The organism is Arthrobacter sp. D3-16 (genome assembly GCF_054408515.1).
In genome coordinates this window covers 397,024-412,081 of record NZ_CP096437.1, presented here as the reverse complement: position 1 = coordinate 412,081, position 15,058 = coordinate 397,024, and the positions used below count along the sequence as shown (strand labels likewise).

Annotated in this window: 15 protein-coding genes; 7 read left to right on the top strand and 8 right to left on the bottom strand. The window is 65.0% G+C overall.

Annotated features, from left to right (window positions below):
- Window positions 1-16: 16 nt before the first annotated feature.
- Entirely contained in the window at window positions 17-1,369 is a 1,353-nt protein-coding gene (locus tag M1D32_RS01995) for an MFS transporter (protein ID WP_458780701.1), read from the top strand.
- A 50-nt stretch (window positions 1,370-1,419) separates the two neighbouring features.
- On the opposite strand, the gene M1D32_RS01990 is transcribed toward M1D32_RS01995, so the two are convergent.
- On the bottom strand, window positions 1,420-2,664 hold the full coding sequence (locus tag M1D32_RS01990; protein ID WP_458780700.1) for a beta-ketoacyl-[acyl-carrier-protein] synthase family protein: 1,245 nt from the start codon (window positions 2,662-2,664) through the stop codon (window positions 1,420-1,422).
- A gap of 5 nt (window positions 2,665-2,669) precedes the next feature.
- Window positions 2,670-4,283: a peptide chain release factor 3 gene (locus tag M1D32_RS01985; RefSeq protein ID WP_163161347.1), complete on the bottom strand. Its 1,614-nt coding sequence runs from the start codon at window positions 4,281-4,283 to the stop codon at window positions 2,670-2,672.
- A 516-nt stretch (window positions 4,284-4,799) separates the two neighbouring features.
- Between M1D32_RS01985 and M1D32_RS01980 the strand changes: the two genes are divergently transcribed.
- Window positions 4,800-5,717 carry a DMT family transporter gene (locus M1D32_RS01980; RefSeq protein ID WP_458780699.1) on the top strand — a complete coding sequence of 306 codons (918 nt, stop codon included), beginning with the start codon at window positions 4,800-4,802 and terminating at the stop codon, window positions 5,715-5,717.
- A gap of 284 nt (window positions 5,718-6,001) precedes the next feature.
- Entirely contained in the window at window positions 6,002-7,078 is a 1,077-nt protein-coding gene (gene disA / locus M1D32_RS01975) for a DNA integrity scanning diadenylate cyclase DisA (protein ID WP_013599489.1), read from the top strand.
- 16 nt (window positions 7,079-7,094) lie between these two features.
- Here the strand turns inward: disA and M1D32_RS01970 are convergent, their stop codons facing one another.
- On the bottom strand, window positions 7,095-7,781 hold the full coding sequence (locus M1D32_RS01970; protein WP_458780698.1) for a hypothetical protein: 687 nt from the start codon (window positions 7,779-7,781) through the stop codon (window positions 7,095-7,097).
- Between the two features lie 177 nt (window positions 7,782-7,958).
- Here M1D32_RS01970 and M1D32_RS01965 point away from each other — a divergent pair, with 177 nt between their 5' ends.
- From M1D32_RS01965 to M1D32_RS01955, 3 genes are all read left to right on the top strand, one after another.
- Window positions 7,959-8,879 carry an HhH-GPD family protein gene (locus tag M1D32_RS01965; RefSeq protein WP_458780697.1) on the top strand — a complete coding sequence of 307 codons (921 nt, stop codon included), beginning with the start codon at window positions 7,959-7,961 and terminating at the stop codon, window positions 8,877-8,879.
- A 72-nt stretch (window positions 8,880-8,951) separates the two neighbouring features.
- Complete coding sequence (locus tag M1D32_RS01960; protein WP_458780696.1) at window positions 8,952-9,383, top strand: DUF3592 domain-containing protein; 432 nt, start codon at window positions 8,952-8,954, stop codon at window positions 9,381-9,383.
- Window positions 9,384-9,570: 187 nt separating this feature from the next.
- Window positions 9,571-9,957: a hypothetical protein gene (locus M1D32_RS01955; RefSeq protein WP_458780695.1), complete on the top strand. Its 387-nt coding sequence runs from the start codon at window positions 9,571-9,573 to the stop codon at window positions 9,955-9,957.
- Here the strand turns inward: M1D32_RS01955 and M1D32_RS01950 are convergent.
- The 5 genes from M1D32_RS01950 to M1D32_RS01930 form a co-directional block, all read right to left on the bottom strand.
- Window positions 9,954-10,130, bottom strand: a complete 177-nt coding sequence (locus tag M1D32_RS01950) for a hypothetical protein (protein WP_458780694.1) — start codon at window positions 10,128-10,130, stop codon at window positions 9,954-9,956. The two genes, M1D32_RS01955 and M1D32_RS01950, sit on opposite strands and share 4 nt — an antisense overlap.
- Before the next feature lie 78 nt (window positions 10,131-10,208).
- The gene (gene dhaM / locus M1D32_RS01945; protein WP_458780693.1) at window positions 10,209-10,904 is read right to left on the bottom strand and encodes a dihydroxyacetone kinase phosphoryl donor subunit DhaM; all 696 of its coding nucleotides are present in this window, start codon (window positions 10,902-10,904) and stop codon (window positions 10,209-10,211) included.
- Window positions 10,901-11,533: a dihydroxyacetone kinase subunit DhaL gene (gene dhaL, locus M1D32_RS01940; protein WP_458780692.1), complete on the bottom strand. Its 633-nt coding sequence runs from the start codon at window positions 11,531-11,533 to the stop codon at window positions 10,901-10,903. Before dhaL ends, dhaM begins: the two co-directional genes overlap by 4 nt.
- Window positions 11,534-11,535: 2 nt before the next feature.
- The gene (gene dhaK / locus M1D32_RS01935; RefSeq protein WP_458780691.1) at window positions 11,536-12,537 is read right to left on the bottom strand and encodes a dihydroxyacetone kinase subunit DhaK; all 1,002 of its coding nucleotides are present in this window, start codon (window positions 12,535-12,537) and stop codon (window positions 11,536-11,538) included.
- A gap of 286 nt (window positions 12,538-12,823) precedes the next feature.
- Entirely contained in the window at window positions 12,824-13,333 is a 510-nt protein-coding gene (locus M1D32_RS01930) for an amino-acid N-acetyltransferase (RefSeq protein ID WP_458780690.1), read from the bottom strand.
- Window positions 13,334-13,591: 258 nt separating this feature from the next.
- Between M1D32_RS01930 and M1D32_RS01925 the strand changes: the two genes are divergently transcribed.
- A complete protein-coding gene (locus M1D32_RS01925; RefSeq protein WP_458780689.1) occupies window positions 13,592-15,055 on the top strand; it encodes an amino acid permease in 1,464 nt (487 codons plus the stop codon).
- The last annotated feature ends 3 nt before the right edge of the window (window positions 15,056-15,058 follow it).

The following is a 15,058-nucleotide window of genomic DNA, read 5'->3' as shown; positions in this document are numbered from 1 at the left end:
CCAAAGGAAACATTCAATGATGTCTGTGGACAATGCTGTCTCGGACGTGGCCTCGGCCACGAAAAAGTTCTTCAAGCGCGTGCTGCCCATCATGCTGGTCATGCTGGTCTGCAACCAGCTGAACCGGTCAAACATCGGGTACGCCCAGGACCACCTCCAGGCAGACGTCGGCATCGGTGCCGCCGCCTACGGGTTCGGGGCCGGGCTGTTCTTTATCGCCTATGCGATCTTTGAACTTCCCAGCAACGTCATGATGGAGAAGTACGGCGCCAAAGTCTGGCTCACCCGGATCATGATCAGCTGGGGCACGGTTTCCTTCCTCATGACGTTCGTACAGAACGAGACCATGTTCTACGTCCTGCGGTTCCTGCTCGGCGCGGCAGAGGCCGGGTTCTTCCCCGCAGTGATCTTTTACTTCGCCCGCTGGGTCCCCGCCGGCCAGCGCGGCAAAGCCACGGCAATCTTCATTGCCGGCTCCTCCATCGCCGCAGCACTGTCCGGCCCCATCGCCGGGATACTCCTCAGCCTCCACGGCGCCCTGGGCCTGCGCGGCTGGCAATGGCTGTTCGGCTTCGAAGGCGCCCTGTCCGTGGTCGTCGGCATCACCGTGTTCTTCCTCCTGGACGCCAGGATCAAGGACGCCAAGTGGCTCACCACCGCCGAGAAGAACGCGCTGTCCCAGGCCATCGCTGATGAGGACGCGCAGCACGCCCCAGCCGACGGCAAAAAGATCAACCGCTGGAAGATGCTCCTGAACCCGCAGATCCTGCTGCTGTGCGGCATCTACTTCTCCGTGCAGCTGTCCATCTACGCCAACACCTTCTGGCTCCCGAGCATCATCAAACAAATCCCCGGCACCACCGACCTCACTGTCGGCTTCCTGTCCTCCATCCCGTGGATCTGCGCCGTGTTCGCTATGTACTTCGCCGCCAAGCTGCAGGACAAGGCACGGTCCAAGAAGCCGCTGCTGGTGGCCGCACTGCTGGTTGCCGCAGTTGGCACGTTCGCGGCAGCCATCGCGTCCCCGGTCATGGCCCTGGTCTTCCTGGCCATCGCCGCGATGGGCTTCAAGAGCGCATCCCCGCTGTTCTGGACCATCCCGCAGTCAGGGTTGCATCCCCTGGTCCTGGCCCCGGCCATCGCCATCATCAACTCGCTGGGCAACCTGGGTGGGTTCGTCGCACCGTTCGGTTTCGGCATCATCAAGGAACAGACCGGAAGCGTTATCCCCGGCCTGTTCGCGCTGGCGGCAGCATCCACCATCGCCGCCGGCCTCGTTTACTTCCTGAAGGAACGCCGCAGCGGGAACGATGAAGCGCCTGAAGTTCACGAACTGCCGGTCGAGGCTCCGGCCCCCAGCCGCGCGTAAGAGCGCACCAGTGGTTCGCCCGGGCCGGGAAACCGTCCCGGGCGTCTGCGTTACTGGCCCGTAATTACCAGGGCAACGCTGTGCCCGCCGAAGCCGAAGGCGTTCACCAGGCCGGCCGGAGCGTTCTCCGGCTGAAGCTGGCGGACGTCTTCGGTGACCACGTTAAGGTCCACCTCCGGGTCCAGCTCTTCAACGTTGAGGGTCCCCGGCAGCATACCGGTGCGCAGGGCTTCAAGAACCACCACGGCAGCGAGCGCACCTGCGCCGCCCAGCAGATGGCCGGTGTGGCCCTTGGTGGAGGTGACCGGGACACCCGGTCCGAAGACCGCGTTGATGGCCTGGCCCTCGAGCCGGTCCCCCACGGGCGTGGACGTGGCGTGGGCGTGCACAAACCCGATGTCCTGGGCCGTAAGGCCTGCCGATTCGAGTGCCTTCTGCATGACCCGCCGCTGCATGGCAGGGTCGGCTGCAACGATGTCATTGGCGTCCGACGTCACCGCTCCGCCTGCCATGGCCCCCAGCACTGCGGCGCCTCGGGCGCGGGCGTGCTCTTCGCTCTCCAGCACCACCACGCCGGCGCCCTCCGCGAGGACAAAGCCGTCCCGGCCGCCGTCGAACGGCCGTGATGCACGCTGCGCGTCCCCGGTGCGGGTGGACAGCGCGCGGATCTGGGAGAAACCGGTGATCACCAGGTCGTTGATGGAGGCGTCGACGCCGCCGGCAATAACGACGTCGGCTGCACCGGAGCGGATCATCTCCGCTGCCTGGACAATCGCCTCAGCCCCGGAGGCACAGGCGCTCACCGGCGTCCGGGCGCCGCCGCGGGCGCCGAGGTCGATGGAGACCCAGGCGGCCGGGCCGTTCACCATCAGGCGCGTAAGGGTGTGCGGTGATACCTTGCGGGGGCCGGATTCGGCAAGGGTGCGGTCCTGCTCCAGTGTGGAGCCCAGCCCGCCGTACGCAGAACCGATCACGACGGCGAAGCGCTCGGGATCCACCTCGGGGGCGCCGGCCTGCTTCCAGGCTTCCCGGGCAGCGATGAGCGCCAGCTGCCCGCAGCGGTCCATGCGCTTCATCTCGCGCGTGCTGAGGTGCCCGGAAAGGTCAGCGGTGACCTGTCCTGCGATCTTCACGGGCAGCTGATCAGCCCAGGCCTCGTCAAGCTGGCCGATGCCGGACTTTCCAGCTACCAGGGCTGCCCAGGTTTCCGCCACGGATGAACCAAGCGGATTGATGGTGCCGGCCCCCGTGATCAGCGCACGGGGTTGAACTGCGCCAGGTTGAACTGCGTTCACGGTTCCTACTTTGCGGGGTTGTGTGTACCGATGGGCACAAGGGTGAGGTCCGGATGATTCTTTTCGATCCGGCGAAGGGCCCAAACATCATTGAACAGAGCCAAGTACTCGCCGTCGGACCGGAGGAGTACCTCGGCCCCCGGTACGTTGGCGAGCGCCGGCATGGCATCCGCCGTCGAAATCCTGGCCAGCGAGTAAGGGAGGCGTTCCAGCCGCATGGGGGCGCTGAAGTCGTGCGCCATCCGGTCCTCAACCACTTCGAACTGCATCGGCCCAACGGCGGCAAGCACTGGCGCCTGGTCTCCCCGGACGTCCGAGCGGAGCACCTGGATCACGCCCTCGTGCTCGAGCTGCTCGATGCCACGGCGGAACTGCTTGAACTTGCTTGGGTCCTTGGAACGCGCAACCTGGAAGTGCTCCGGAGCGAACAGCGGGATGGCGGGGTATTCCACCGGGTCCTCAAGGAACAGGCTGTCCCCCACGCGCAGTGAGGACGCGTTGACCAGGCCCACCACGTCGCCGGGGTAGGCCTCATCGATCACTTCGCGTTCGCGGCCGAACACCTGCTGCGCGTACTTGGTGGCGAAGGACTTGCCGGTGCGGGTCTGGGTGACCACCATGCCGCGCTCGAAGACGCCGGAACAGACGCGGATGAAGGCAACGTGGTCGCGGTGGGCCTTGTTCATGCCGGCCTGGACCTTGAAGACGAATCCGGAGAACGGCGATGCCACCGGACGCGGGGTGCCGTCCACGTCCGGCCGCGGGGCTGCCGGCGGGGCGAAGTCGACCAGCGCGTCCAGCAGTTCCTTGACGCCGAAGTTCAGCGCGGCGGAGCTGAACAGGATGGGGGTGGCCTTGCCGGCGTGGAAGCTTTCGACGTCGAACTCCAGGTTCGATTCGATCACCAGCCCTGCCTCATCCACGGCGTCTGACCAGTTGCTGCCCTGGCTTTCCGCCGCTTCCTCCGGGGTGAAGTACTCGGTGATGGCAATCTGCGCGCCGGCGTTGTTGCGCTGGAAGCGGGCAAAACGGTCGTTGCGGAGATCCCAGACGCCGCGGAAGTCCCCGGAGATGCCCACGGCCCAGGTCAGGGGCATGGGCTGCAGCCCCGTGCGCTCGGTGATCTCGTCCATCAGGGCCAGCGCGTCCAGGCCGGGCCGGTCCCACTTGTTGATGACGGTGATGATGGGCAGGTTCCGCTGCTTGCAGACCTCGAACAGTTTCATGGTCTGGGTTTCCAGGCCCTTGGCCGCGTCCACAAGCATCACGGCACAGTCGACGGCGGCGAGCACCCGGTAGGTGTCCTCGGAGAAGTCCGCGTGGCCGGGGGTGTCCAGGAGGTTGATGACGGTGTCCCGGTAGGAGAACTGCAGTGCCGCGGAGCTGATGGAAATGCCGCGGTCCTTTTCCATCTGCATCCAGTCCGAGACTGTTTCCTTGCGGTTGGCCTTGCCGCTGGAGGCGCCGGCTGTACCGATCACCTTGGCATGCAGGGCCAGCGCCTCAGTCAGCGTGGACTTGCCGGCGTCGGGGTGGGAAATGACAGCAAAGGTCCGGCGCCGGCCCGCTTCTTTATGAATCTCCGAGATCCGGGCGGGGGTGAGGACATCTTGGGACACGGTGCTACTTTCGCTGCGGTATGGGCTGCCCCTGGCATTGGACAGGCTTCAGGGGAGACGGGCTGGCGGGCAGCCAAGTTCCAAGTTTATCGCAGCTTGGAGTACCACTGCGGGTCCTGCTTAACACCCGCGAAACCCGTGGTTCAAGACCGCGAAATGAGTGCAGGCTACCGTGACCGCATGACGACGTCCTGCAACTTCCTCACGCCCCCGGAAAGCGCTGAAACCTTGGGCCGTACTTCCTCTTCGGTCGCACTGTTCTTTGATCCGTTTGCCGGGCAGCCACAAGGGTTGCCTGCGGGGCCAAAACCCCCGTCAACGGCGGAACCGCGAAGCCGCACGCGAGCGGTCGCGGATGATGAAGCCCTCCGGGCGGAGTCGCTTCTACGAGTCAGGCAGGATCTGAGGCGGATGCTGGGCAGGAAAAGCTACCCTGGGAGAACCTGACTATTCCGATCTCGTCGGCACGCAGGATGGCGCCGAGGTCCAGCCAAACCGAGAACGGCAGGGCGGCCGATGGCAACCTTCCGGCGGATCCCGCCGCTGGCGCTGGCTGCCTTCAGCGTGGCGGTCCTCCTTGGCGCTGCCAACTTCGTCGCAGTCCGGTTGAGCAACCAGGAACTGGCGCCGTTCTGGGGTGCTGCCCTGCGCTTTGGCCTGGCCGCAGCGCTGTTTATCATATTTGCCCTCATCCTGCGCCTTCGCTGGCCGCGTGGCCGGCTCCTGGCCCTTACTGCTGCCTACGGCGCCCTCGCCTTCGCCATTCCGTATGCCTTGATGTACTGGGCGCTGACGTTGGCCACTGCCGGTTCCGCGGCTGTTGTTACGGCCGGGGTCCCGCTGGCAACCCTGCTCCTGGCAGCGGCCCAGCGGCTCGAGCAATTGTCAGTGCGGGCGCTGGCAGGCTCGGTACTCGCCCTCGGCGGTATCGCACGGATGGTCCTTGGATCACGCGGAATCAGCGCCCCTCCGGAAGCAGTCATTGCCATGCTCGGCGCTACCCTGGCCATCAGCGAGGGCATCATTCTGGGCAAGCGCCTGTCCGGCAACAATCCCGCCATGACCAACGCGGTAGCCATGACCATCGGCGCGGGTCTGCTCACCGTCCTGTCCGCCTCGGCCAAGGAAACATGGGTCCTGCCGGCCCGGCCCGATGTGGCCGCGGCCCTGGTGTACTTGGTGGTTTTCGGATCAGTCGGCTTGTTCGTCCTGGTCCTCCTTGTGGTGCGAACCTGGACCTCGTCCGCGAGTTCGTACATGTTCGTCCTGTTCCCCGTAGTCACCATGGTCCTGGCAGCGTTGCTCATCAACGAACCAGTAACGGTTCCGGCCGTCCTCGGCGCGGCCTTGGTTATGGCCGGCGTCTGGGTCGGAGCACTCGCCCGTCCCACCCCAGCGGCACCGCCTCCATCTCAAGCGGGCGATCGAACCTAGACAGACGTCACCCTGCTCGCCTTCCATTGCGCGGCGCAGTTGGCGTGCCGGGCGGGCGTTATATTCACCAAAGTGCCTTGCCGCCACCCGCCGTCGAACACGTTCCTGAGCCACTTTGTGAAGGGCAGTCATGGGGCACTTTAGGGCTTGCCCGTGCGGAACTTGGTGTTTCTTGCCCCTATTATTGAGCTTGCGGGAAATGAGTACTTTTTGATCCTGCCGGCCAAGCGGCAAAGCCGGCATTCCTGCGGGCGAACGTCCGCAACTGTGAAGGGAAACACCTAATGGCGCGGAGCCCCGAAGAATCCCTGAGGGCAACTCTGGGCAGAGTGGCACCCGGAACCCCGCTCCGGGACGGCCTTGAGCGCATCCTCCGGGGCCGTACCGGCGCCCTGATCGTGTTGGGCTCGGACCGGACCATCGACTCCATCTGCTCCGGCGGCTTCGACATCGGCATCGATTTCTCCCCCACCCGCCTGCGCGAGCTTGCCAAGATGGACGGGGCAATCATCTGCGACAAGGACGCCGGCAATATCCTCCGCGCAGCAGTGCAGCTGGTTCCGGACTCCAGCATCGAAACCCAGGAGTCCGGTACCCGCCACCGCACGGCCGAGCGGGTGGCCATCCAGACCGGCGTGCCCGTCATCTCCGTCAGCCAGTCCATGCAGATCATCGCCCTGTACGTCAATGGCCTCCGGCACGTCCTGGAGGGTTCGGAGAAGGTCCTGGCGCGCGCCAACCAGGCACTGGCCACCCTGGAGCGCTACCGCTCCCGCCTGGACCAGGTCACCAGCTCGCTCTCCGCCCTGGAAATCGAAGCGATGGTGACCGTCCGGGATGTGGCCGTCACCCTGCAGCGGCAGGAAATGGTCCGCCGCATCTCGGAGGAAATCTCCCAGTACGTCCTTGAACTGGGCGAAGACGGCCGCCTCCTCTCCCTCCAGCTCGATGAGCTCACCGTGGGCCGCGGCCCCGGAAGCGATGTCATCATCCGCGACTACGCTTCGCCGAATGCTTCCGCCGAAGACATCGAAAAGGCCGTCAGCGCCCTGGTGAACCTGGGACCCACCGAGCTGATCGACCTCGGAAAGATCTCCGGAATTGTCGGCTTCGCCGGCGGCGAGGCAAACCTGGACGCCGTGGTGCAGCCCCGCGGCTACCGCCTGCTCTCCGGACTGAAGGCAGTCCCGAAAGCTGTTGCGGACCGCCTGGTGGACCACTTCGGCGGGCTGCAGTTCCTGATGGCAGCCACCATCGACGACCTCATGACTGTGGACGGCATCGGCGACCAGCGCGCCCGGACCGTGCGGGAAGGCCTGAGCCGGATGGCAGAAGCAAGCCTGCTGGACCGCTTCCTCTAGGAGCCCGGCAGGTTCGTCAGATCAGCTGGAAAACTGCCTTGGGGCTCGCCTTGGAGCCAAGTTTCGCCGTGAAGATGTAGTACGCCCCGCCACCTCCGGGCTTGGCTTCCACGGGCTGGCAGCCTTCAACGCTGCGGTTCTGTGACCACGGGAAGTTGGCGGTCTCGCTGGCGCCCGGAGCGATGATTTTCACCAGGTCTTCGCTCTTCGCCTGGCAGTCCCGGGACGAAAAAATGCGGTCCGCCCCGCTCGTCACCAGGAACTCCATCTGCGACGTTCCGATGTTGACCTCGCAGGGCATGGTGCCGCCGTTGGTCACCTTGAGGGTAAGCATCGGTTTTTCTTCCGGCCCGTACGCGGCCTTGTCAGTGGACGCGGAGACCGTCACGAGGTTTTGGTTGCAGGAAGGGGTGGCCGATGGCGTGGGTGTGGGCTCCGCAGCCGAGGCCGACGGCGACGCCTGGGTGGAGGGCTCAGCGGATGCTGTCGCACCGGCACCGTCCGTGGACGAAGCCTGTTCGGACTTGCCGCCTAAAGCCCCAACAAGGGCGAAGCTTCCGGCAATCAGCGCAATCACCATCAGCAACGCCGCACCCAGGAACAACCGGCGCCGGCGGTACACCGCGGGACTCCGCTTGCGGACGGAGCTGGAACCGGAGATAGTCGCCCTGCCACGTGATGCTGAATCGCCTTGCCTGCCCATCCTTCTAGGCTAGAGAACGGGCGCGGATCTGCTCCGCCACCACGCCGCCGCCCCGCAAACGCTCTGGTCACATGGCGTTTCCGGCCCTGCAGGCGGATCAATTACAGTGTTGGGATCGACACTCAAGCCTCCACCACCGCTTTGCCTGTCCCGTTTCCAGCCGGGGCGGAAGTACAGATGCTGCACGGCCGGGTTAACAGCTGGTTCGCGGAAATCGCCCGGGACCTGCCTTGGCGGAAGCCTGAATGCTCACCATGGGGCGTGCTGGTCAGCGAAATCATGCTGCAGCAAACCCCCGTGGTCCGGGTATTACCCGTCTGGCTCGAGTGGCTGGAGCGCTGGCCCACACCGGCGGGCCTCGCGGGTGAACCTGCGGGAGAGGCAGTACGTTCCTGGGGCCGGCTGGGCTACCCGCGCCGGGCGCTGCGGCTGCATGCGGCAGCAGTGGCCATCGTCCAGGACCACGGCGGCAAGGTTCCGGACAACTACGCTGAGCTGCTGGCGCTGCCCGGCGTGGGCAGTTATACGGCGGCGGCAGTGGCCGCTTTCGCCTACGGACGCCGTGAAACGGTGGTGGACACCAACATCAGGCGGGTCCACGCCAGGCTTGTTACCGGGGCCGCACTTCCTGCCCCTGCGCTGACCGCCGCGGAAATGCGGCTCGCCGACCAGCTCCTGCCCGACGACGACGGCACATCGGTTCGCTGGAACGCTGCGGTGATGGAGCTGGGGGCATTGATCTGCACAGCCCGCGCACCAAAGTGCGGTGACTGCCCGGTGAGGGACTCCTGCGCGTGGCGGGCAGCCGGTGAGCCGCCGCCGTCGTACGTCCCCAAGGGCCAGGCCTGGCACGGCACTGACCGCCAGGTCCGCGGGGCTGTGCTGGCCGTGCTGCGGGAGGCCGAGGCGCCGGTGCCGCCGGAGATGTTCCAGCGGGAGCCGGCTGACCTGGGTTTTGCGCCGGCGGGGATTGGCGTACCGCTGGGAGCCCTGCACAGGTTGAATTCTGCTCCTGAGCAGCTGGACCGGGCCCTCGCCGGTCTGCTCGCGGACGGCCTCGCGGAGCTGCACGGCGGCGGGTACCGGCTGCCCGCCTGAGCGCCCGCCGAACACCGGCGTTGATGCCGGTGTCAATGGCATACTTCTTGGTGACCGGAACCGGGGGAAACCGTGAGAATCATTCTGTACATTATTTGGGCGCTGTTCGTTGTGGCCGCCGCTTTCGCCATTGTCCAGGCACAGCGGAGGACCAGGCGCCGTGAGCAGCTGACCGCAGCGTGGCCGAAGGTCCAGGCGACCGTTACCGGCAGCATCGCGGGGTGGACCAACGGCGGGGGCGGTTCCAGCCGCAGCCGGCGCTTCTTCCCCACCTACCAGTTCACCGATCCCCGGGGCACCTTGTTCGCAGGTGAATCGGAAGTGTCCCTGGCCGGCAAGCCGGTGCCTGGGTCCTTGATCGAGGTGGCGTACAACCCCGCCAACCCCAATGAGTCCCTCCAGGTTTCCTCCGCCCCCAGGACAGCGATGGGGTGCCTGATCCCGTTCTTCGCGGTGTTCGCCATCGCGCTGTTCTGGTTTATCGGCGTCTTCCCGCTGGCATGAGGGTGGCGCATAACGATGTTCGCATCACTTCGCCGCTGGCCGCGGGGAGGTTCGGCCCCCGGCCGTACCCTGAAGTATGGGCAAGCGCGGGCTGCTTATGGCGCTAATGACGACGCCGGGACTCGCCTCTGCATGCGGCCCAGGCCCCGGCGCGGTTCCCTGCCCGGACATTGCACAAGCTACCGCCGTGTCCGTCACGGTTTCAGCCAGCTTTGCACCGCAGGTGGCAGCACTGCGCCTGTTGGCATGCCAGGACGGCGGGTGCACCGAAGATGATGTGGAGCTCCACCCGGGCAGCGCCTCGATCGACCAAGGCTGCACGCCGGACGGCGTCTGCTCTGCCACCGCCTCCCCCGACGGAACGAAATTCGGCAGCCTGCTCCTGCAAACCCTCACCGAATCACCAATGGCGGTGACCGCATCGGCAACTGCCCCGGACGGATCGCCCCTGCCCGTGCAGGCCCTGGACTTCCGCCCCCGCGGCGACTACCCGTTCGGTGGGCAATGCGGCAGGTTCATTACCGCATCGGTGCTGCTCGACGCCGATGGCCTGCACGAGCAGGACTGGCGCTAGAACAACGCCGGCTGGCTGAAGCCCTGCTCCGCCGCTTCTTCGTCAGCGGACTCCCCGGACGCTGAATCGGGTTGCCACTCGAAGCCCAGTTCCGCCAGGAGTTCCTCAACTGACAGCTGCCCCTCCAGCACTTCAATTTCCGGGGAGTTGTCATCAAGGTGAAGCCGTTCCATGGCATCGAGCATATTCGCCGGAGCCGCTGCGGGGTGGGGAACACACCGGCCGGTCGCCCTTCCCAATCTTCACGCCAGCTACGGTTCGCCGAAGCCTGCCTGCACCAGCCCGCCCACGTAGTTCACCGCCCGTTCCGCGTCCGCTCCCCACGCTTCCACGTGCAGGACGGAACCCTTGCCCGCCGCCAGCGTCATGAGCGCGGTCATGGAGGCGCCGTCAACCCCGTTGACCTGCACCTGGGCATCGAGTGATGACAGACCACCGGCGATCTTCGCGGCGGGCCGGGCGTGCATACCGGCCTGGTTGACGAGTTCGAAGTCCCCCGTGTATTCGGGACCGGAACCGGTGACAGAGCCTTCCCCGATTTCCTGCAGCGCGGCGCTTCCGGCCTGCCGGGCAGGGCCGCGCACAGCTTCTGCCGCCCGTTTCACCGCCTGCACATCAGCGCCGCCCTGTGCAGCAACGGCGGCCGCCACAAGCCCCTCCACCAGTGGCGCATCCGCCAGCACCATGTCCGAGACGTCCTCGGCAAATTCCAGCGCGGATTCCGCAGTCATTACGGCAGATCCAAGGTCGGTCAGGATTACAGTTCCATCACCGCCGGCCACCTTGTCCAGCGCCGCCAGAACCTTCTCCAGGCTGGTTCCTATCCTGCCGTCCATGGTGCCGCCCGCTGCCAGAAGCACGATGTCAGGCGCCATCTGCGCAGCGAGCTCCACGGCGCCGTCGGCGATCTTTTCACTGTGGGAGACCACCACGATGCTGACGGTCATGCAGCCGCCTTCACGGCCGCGCGGAGAATCAGTGCACTGGACGCAGCGCCGGGGTCGCGGTGCCCGGCGCTTCGTTCGCCGAGGTAGCTTGCGCGCCCCTTCCGGGCTATCAGTGGATCGGTGGCCACGGCTCCGGCTTCAGCGGCCTCTGCTGCCGCGACCAGAACGGTCAAGGCATCAGGGCTGTTGTTTGCGGCAGCCTGACTGGCTGCCTCAGCCGCCGGCGTCCAGGCATCCACCATGGTTTTGTCCCCTGGCTCCGCCTTTCCGCGGGCCACGATCCCGTCCCGCGCGGCAGTAAGGGCATCTGCCCAGGCTGCAGGAGCGATTTCCGGAGAGTCTCCGAGGGACGTGGCCGCGCGCAGGAATGCCGTTCCGTAGAGGGGACCGGCAGCGCCGCCCACTTTGGACATCAGGGTCATGGCCGTGAGTTTGAGCGCGGCGCCGGGCGTTTCCGGCGGGAATTCGGACAGCTTGTCCAGGACAGCCTGGAAGCCGCGGTCCATGTTTTCGCCGTGATCAGAATCCCCGATGGCCCGGTCCAGCTCGATCAGCTCCACCCTGTGCTCCGCCATCGCCTGGGCGCACAGGGTCAGCCACTTCACCGTCCAGTTGACGTCCAGAACCACAGCTACACGCCCCAGCGCAGTGCGGCAGTGTGCACCGGCGCGTCCCACAGTTCGGTAAGTTCGTCGTCCAGTCGCAGCACCGAGATGGAGCAGCCCTGCATCTCGAGGGCGGTGATGTAGTTTCCCACCAGGGACCGCTCGACGGTGGCCCCCGTGTCCGCCAGCACCTGCGCGGCCCGCCGATAGACAATGTACAGCTCACTCAGGGGCGTTCCACCCATCCCGTTAACGAACAGCAGCACCCTGTCCCCGGAGCTGATTCCCAGGTCGGCGAGCACCGGCCCCAACAGGCGGTCGGTGATGCCATCTGCGTTTTCCATGGGGATACGGTGCCTGCCCGGCTCACCGTGGATTCCGATGCCGATCTCAATCTCATCCTCGGCCAGGTCGAAGCTGGGCGAGCCCGCATGGGGTACCGTGCAGGCGCTCAGCGCAACGCCCATGGAGCGGACATTGCTGTTGACGCGTTCGCCGATGGCAGCAACAGCATCCAGGCCGTCGCCGCGCTCCGCGGCAGCACCGGCGATCTTTTCCACCAGCACCGTTCCGCCCACTCCGCGCCGGCCTGCCGTATACAGCGAATCCTCCACAGCAACGTCATCGTTGACCAGGACCGTGCGGACGTTGACGCCTTCCGCTTCGGCGAGCTCCGCGGCAGTTTCGAAGTTCAGGACGTCGCCGGTGTAATTCTTGACGATATGCACGACGCCGGCACCAGAGTCAACGGCGAGCGTCGCCGGGAGGATCTGGTCCGGAGTGGGCGAGGTAAACACCGCCCCCGGCACGGCGGCGTCGAGCATGCCACGCCCTACGAAGCCGGCGTGGAGCGGCTCATGGCCGCTGCCACCGCCCGAGACGAGCCCTACTTTCCCACTGACAGGCGCGTCCTTGCGCGTGATGAAGGCGGGATCCGCACTGACGGTGACGAGGTCTGCATGTGCTTGGCCGAAGCCCTGCACGGATTCGTCAACTACCGACTTCGGATCATTGATGAGCTTTTTCATGGGTACTCCTGGTCTGCTTCCTGGAGGATGACATTCCCGACCCTACTACCGGCCTACGGGGCGGCGGTAGGCTTCCCGACCTGCGGATACAGAAAAGGGACAGCCCCCAATGACTGTCCCTTTCCCTGGGCCCCCCATCCCGGCCTCAGTCAGTTTATCCATCAAATCGAGTAAAAGAAAGTACTGGTCAGAAGACCTTTTGCTGCCAATGTCGGCCGGCGTCGGGACAACGGGTCCACCGGAGGGAGAAGGCTGTCCACTTACGGCGCTGGAGCACCAATTGAGGTTAGAGGAACTTGATCATGCGGGTGTTTCCGAGGGTATTCGGCTTCACCCTCGCCAGGTCCAGGAACTCCGCCACGCCTTCGTCATGGGAGCGGAGCAATTCCGAATACACCACGGGATCCACAGCCGACTGGTCTGCCATCACTTCGAAGCCGTGACGCTTGAAGAAGTCCACCTCGAAGGTAAGGCAGAACACGCGGGCAACGCCCAGGCCACGCGCCTCCTCAAGCAGGCTCTCCACCAGCACATGACCCACGCCCCTCCCCCGCCAATCCTCGGAAGCAGCCAGGGTCCGCACCTCGGCAAGGTCTTCCCACATGACATGGAGCGCCCCGCAGCCAATCACATCTCCGTCCGAAGACTCTGCGATCCGGAACTCCTGCAGGCTCTCGTAGTAGGCCACAGTCTCCTTGGCCATAAGTATCCGCTGCTCCGCCAGCGGCGCCACCAATCTCTTGATGGCAGAAACATCGCCAGTGCGGGCAGGACGGATGTGGAAGGAGTCGGTCACACAGCAATCCTAGTTCGGCGCCACTCCCCGTGATTGCGCTGAGGCGGCTTCCCGCCTGCTGCAGGGCGCCAGCAGGAGTTCGTCATACAGCTGCTGAGATGAAGCGCTCCTTATGCTTCGCTGCCCGCACGAGGTCTGATGCCGAAGAGTTAGGAGCTCAAAACCAGCAGCGTTTGCGCAGGTGAGCGCCGCAAAGCAGTGTTTCGGATGTAATCCCCGTCACGCCGATGGGCAACGACGCCCAAATCCGGAGGAAAAATGGCCTTAAGCTCCCCCACGCTCACCGAGGAACCCTTAGAGCAGAATGAGAAGCGCGGCCTTCGAAGGTCGATGGAAGCCCGCCACCTGGTGATGATCGCCATGGGAGGTGTCATAGGGTCAGGCCTGTTCCTCAGCTCGGGGTACACCATTGCACAGGCAGGGCCGCTGGGCGCAATCATCGCCTACCTCATTGGTGCAGCGGTGGTCTACATGGTGATGGCGTGCCTCGGTGAACTGGCTGTTGCCTATCCGGTATCCGGCGCCTTCCACATCTACGCCGCGAGATCGATTGGTCCCGCCACGGGTTTTGCAACAGCATGGCTTTACTGGCTCTGCTGGGCCGTTGCCCTGGGCTCGGAGTTTACGGCCGCGGGCCTCCTGATGCAGCGGTGGTTCCCAGAGGTGGATGTTTGGATCTGGTGCTTTGTTTTTGCGGCCATCCTGTTCGCGCTGAATGCAATCTCATCGCGCGTCTTTGGTGAATCGGAATTCTGGTTCGCTCTCATAAAAGTTGCTGCCGTGATCGGGCTGATTGTCCTGGGCGGCGCAGCACTGTTCGGCTTTCATCCCCTGGCTGAAGGCGGCTATCCGTTCCTGGGTGAAAACCTCGACACGCCGCAGGGCTTGTTCCCGCATGGAATTACCGGCGTCCTCATCACCACGCTTGCTGTTTTTTACGCTTTCTCCGGTTCGGAACTTATTGGCGTGGCTGCGGGCGAAACCGCCAACCCTGCAGTCAATATTCCGAAGGCGATGCGGACCACCGTTATCCGCCTGCTGATTTTCTTCGTCGGCGCCATTACGGTGATCGCGTGCACGGTTCCATATGAGGAAACCTCGCTGGAGGCAAGCCCCTTTGTCACCGTCTTCTCACAGCTGGGCATTCCCTACGCCGCCGACGTCATGAATTTCGTCATCATCACCGCTCTGTTGTCGGCCGGAAACTGCGGCTTGTTTTCCTGCGCGCGGATGCTTTTCTCCCTCGCGGACGAGGGACACGCGCCGAAAGCGCTCGGGAAGCTGACCAAGCGGGGAATTCCACTCCTTGCCCTGTGCGTCAGCATGCTGGGCGGCCTGGCATCCCTGATCAGCAGCGTGGTGGCCCCGACCACCGTCTACCTGGTCCTGGTGTCCATCGCCGGCTTTGCCACGGTTGGCGTCTGGATGTCCATCACCGCTTCGCACTTTTTCCACCGGCGGAATTTCCTGCGTGCGGGCGGCGACACAGCATCGCTCGCCTATAGCGCCCCGCTCTTTCCGCTCCTGCCCATTGCGGCATTCATCCTGTGTCTGATCTCCCTAATAGGCATCGGCTTCGATCCCACCCAGGCCACCGCCCTCTACTTCGGAATCCCCTTCGTAGGTGCCTGCTACGCCTACTTCCACTACAAGTACGGCCGCCACCAAAAAGGCCGCCCAAAGGACCAGGACGCGGAACAGGAAACGGTGGACGGGCCCTAGCCC

Excerpts from the sequence above, each read along its gene's own strand:
- dhaK (WP_458780691.1), bottom strand. The coding sequence starts at position 12,537 with ATGAAAAAGCTCATCAATGATCCGAAGTCGGTAGTTGACGAATCCGTG.
- dhaM (WP_458780693.1), bottom strand. The coding sequence starts at position 10,904 with ATGACCGTCAGCATCGTGGTGGTCTCCCACAGTGAAAAGATCGCCGAC.
- M1D32_RS01970 (WP_458780698.1), bottom strand. The coding sequence starts at position 7,781 with ATGGGCAGGCAAGGCGATTCAGCATCACGTGGCAGGGCGACTATCTCC.
- M1D32_RS01925 (WP_458780689.1), top strand. The coding sequence starts at position 13,592 with ATGGCCTTAAGCTCCCCCACGCTCACCGAGGAACCCTTAGAGCAGAAT.
- M1D32_RS01950 (WP_458780694.1), bottom strand. The coding sequence starts at position 10,130 with ATGGAACGGCTTCACCTTGATGACAACTCCCCGGAAATTGAAGTGCTG.
- M1D32_RS01995 (WP_458780701.1), top strand. The coding sequence starts at position 17 with ATGATGTCTGTGGACAATGCTGTCTCGGACGTGGCCTCGGCCACGAAA.
- M1D32_RS01965 (WP_458780697.1), top strand. The coding sequence starts at position 7,959 with ATGCTGCACGGCCGGGTTAACAGCTGGTTCGCGGAAATCGCCCGGGAC.
- disA (WP_013599489.1), top strand. The coding sequence starts at position 6,002 with ATGGCGCGGAGCCCCGAAGAATCCCTGAGGGCAACTCTGGGCAGAGTG.
- M1D32_RS01980 (WP_458780699.1), top strand. The coding sequence starts at position 4,800 with ATGGCAACCTTCCGGCGGATCCCGCCGCTGGCGCTGGCTGCCTTCAGC.